This window comes from Micromonospora sp. NPDC049048 (assembly GCF_043197615.1).
Taxonomy (GTDB): Bacteria; Actinomycetota; Actinomycetes; order Mycobacteriales; family Micromonosporaceae; genus Micromonospora.
Map to the genome: position 1 here is coordinate 128,200 of NZ_JBICTM010000004.1, position 2,354 is coordinate 130,553.

The window sequence follows — 2,354 nt, forward strand, 5'->3', positions numbered from 1 at the left end:
CCCGAAGGGGAACGCGCCGACCGGGCCCGACAGTCACGTTGAGTGACGAATCCCGGACATCCGGGCCACCAGCCGCGCCGGCGAAGCGCCCCGGGCCGGACAGTGCCGACCTCACCGCCATCAGACCCGCCCGCCGCGCTGACCGAACGGCGCACGACCTCCGGGACCTTCAGCGGCGCACCGCAGCCGATCGGTTAACGGAATGTGACCAGGCGGGGACGCATTGTCGGGTTCGCGTCGCGACACGGTCGGGTGCCCGCTAGGGGGCGCTGACCTGCGGGCGGAGGGTGTGGGCAGCCGACTTTCCACTCCGAGACGAGGTAGTCATGCCCGTGACTCCGAGCTACCCCGGCGTCTACATCGAGGAAGCCCCGAGCGGCGTCCGGCCCGTCATCGGCGTGGCGACCGGGGTGGCCGCGTTCGTCGGATACGTCCGGACCGGCCCGGAGCACCGCGCCGTACGCGTGAACAGCTTCGGCGAGTTCGAGCGCCGCTTCGGCGGCGTCGACCGGGACTCCGAACTCAGCCTCGCCGTGCAGCAGTTCTTCCGCAACGGCGGCTCCGCCGCGCTCGTCGTACGGGTGCCCCGCGCCGACGCCCGTTCGGCCTCGGTCACCCTGCTGGACAAGGTGGGCACCGGCCCGAAGTCGGCGCTGCTGCTGGACGCGGCGAGCACCGGCGCGTGGGGCAGCGGTCTGCTGATCGACGTCGACCACGACGACGCCGCCGACCCCAAGACGTTCAACCTCAGCATCCAGGACGCGGCCACCGGCGCGACGGAGCGCTTCACCGGGCTGTCCTCGGACCCGGCGAGCGCCGCGTACGCCGTCGCCGTGCTCAACGACCCCGACCGGGGCTCCGCCCTGGTGCGGGCCCGGGCCGGGGCGAGCGGCGCGGGCCGGCCCGTGCCCAGCGGCACCGTCGGCGCGGCCATCGGCTCGCCCACGGTCGACGCCGCGAAGAACTACCGGCTCACCGTGCAACCGGACCGGCCCACCAAGCCGGACCCGGCGGACCCCACCAAGACCGTCCCGGCCGTGGGCGCGGTGACCGTCACGGCGCTGGAGAAGGGCGAGCGGCTGCCGTCCTCGCCCGCCGGCGTGGCCGCGCTACTGCAACGCAAGATCAACACGGCGCTGGGCGCCGCCGACGGGGCCGCCGGGCTGCGGGTCCGCGTGCTACCCACCGCCGACGGCGGCCTGCGCGTCCTCGGCGACGTCGACCCGCTGGTGGCCCCGGCGGCCGTGGACGCGGCCTTCACCGTCACGGGCGCGACCGCGTCGGGCGACGTGGCCGACGGCGCCGCCCTGCTCGGCCTCGGCGGCGCCACCACGAACGTCGGCCGGTACACCCCCGTCGGAGCCAAGCGGCTCGGCCAGGGCGACCTGGTCACCGGCTCGGACGGCACGACGCTGCCCGGCACCGCCGCGCTGATCGGCTCCGAGGCCGCCTACACCGGCATCTACGCCCTACTCAGGACCGACCTGTTCAACCTGCTCTGCATCCCCGACGCGACCCGCGCCAAGCCCGGCGACCCGACGACGGTCGACACCGGGCTGGACCCGGACGCGGTCTGGGCCGCCGCCTACGAGCTGTGCGCGCGGCGCCGGGCGATGCTGCTGGTCGACCCGCCGCCCGGGGTCGACGACCCGGACCGCGCGCTGGACTGGATCAACCAGCTCGGCGTCAAGGGACCCAACGCGGTGGCACACTTCCCCCGGCTGCGGATCCCCGACCCGACCGACGGCTTCCGGCCGCGTACGGTCGCCCCCGGCGGCACCCTCGCCGGCCTGTACGCCCGCCAGGACACCGAGCGGGGCGTGTGGAAGGCCCCGGCGGGCACGGATGCGCAACTGCGCGGCGTGACCAACCTGGTCCACCCCCTCACCGACGCCGAGAACGGCGTACTCAACCCGCTCGGGCTCAACTGCCTACGGACCTTCCCGGTCGTCGGCACCGTCAACTGGGGAGCGCGCACCACCGCCGGCGCCGACGTGCTGGCCAGCCAGTGGAAGTACACGCCGGTGCGCCGCCTCGCGCTCTACATCGAGGAGAGCGTCTTCCGGGGCACCCAGTGGGCCGTCTTCGAGCCCAACGACGAGCCACTCTGGTCCCAGCTGCGGCTGAACCTGACGTCGTTCATGCAGGACCTGTTCCGCAAGGGCGCGTTCGCCGGGCGCACGCCACGCGAGGCGTACCTGGTGCGGTGCGACGCGGAGACCACCACCGGCGACGACCGGGACCGGGGCGTGGTGAACGTCGTCGTCGGGTTCGCCCCGCTCAAACCCGCCGAGTTCGTGATCGTGCGGATCCAGCAGCTCGCCGGCCAGAGCCCGTCCTGAGAGGTGTGAGTC

At 74.2% G+C, this 2,354-nt stretch carries 1 protein-coding gene; it reads left to right on the forward strand.

What is annotated here, in order from left to right:
• Window positions 1–326 precede the first annotated feature (326 nt).
• Window positions 327–2,342, forward strand: a complete 2,016-nt coding sequence (locus tag ACGFIG_RS15300) for a phage tail sheath family protein (RefSeq protein ID WP_393003157.1) — start codon at window positions 327–329, stop codon at window positions 2,340–2,342.
• Window positions 2,343–2,354: the final 12 nt, after the last annotated feature.

Bases quoted from the DNA above. Each gene is read 5' to 3' on its own strand.
- ACGFIG_RS15300 (WP_393003157.1), top strand. From the start codon at position 327: ATGCCCGTGACTCCGAGCTACCCCGGCGTCTACATCGAGGAAGCCCCG.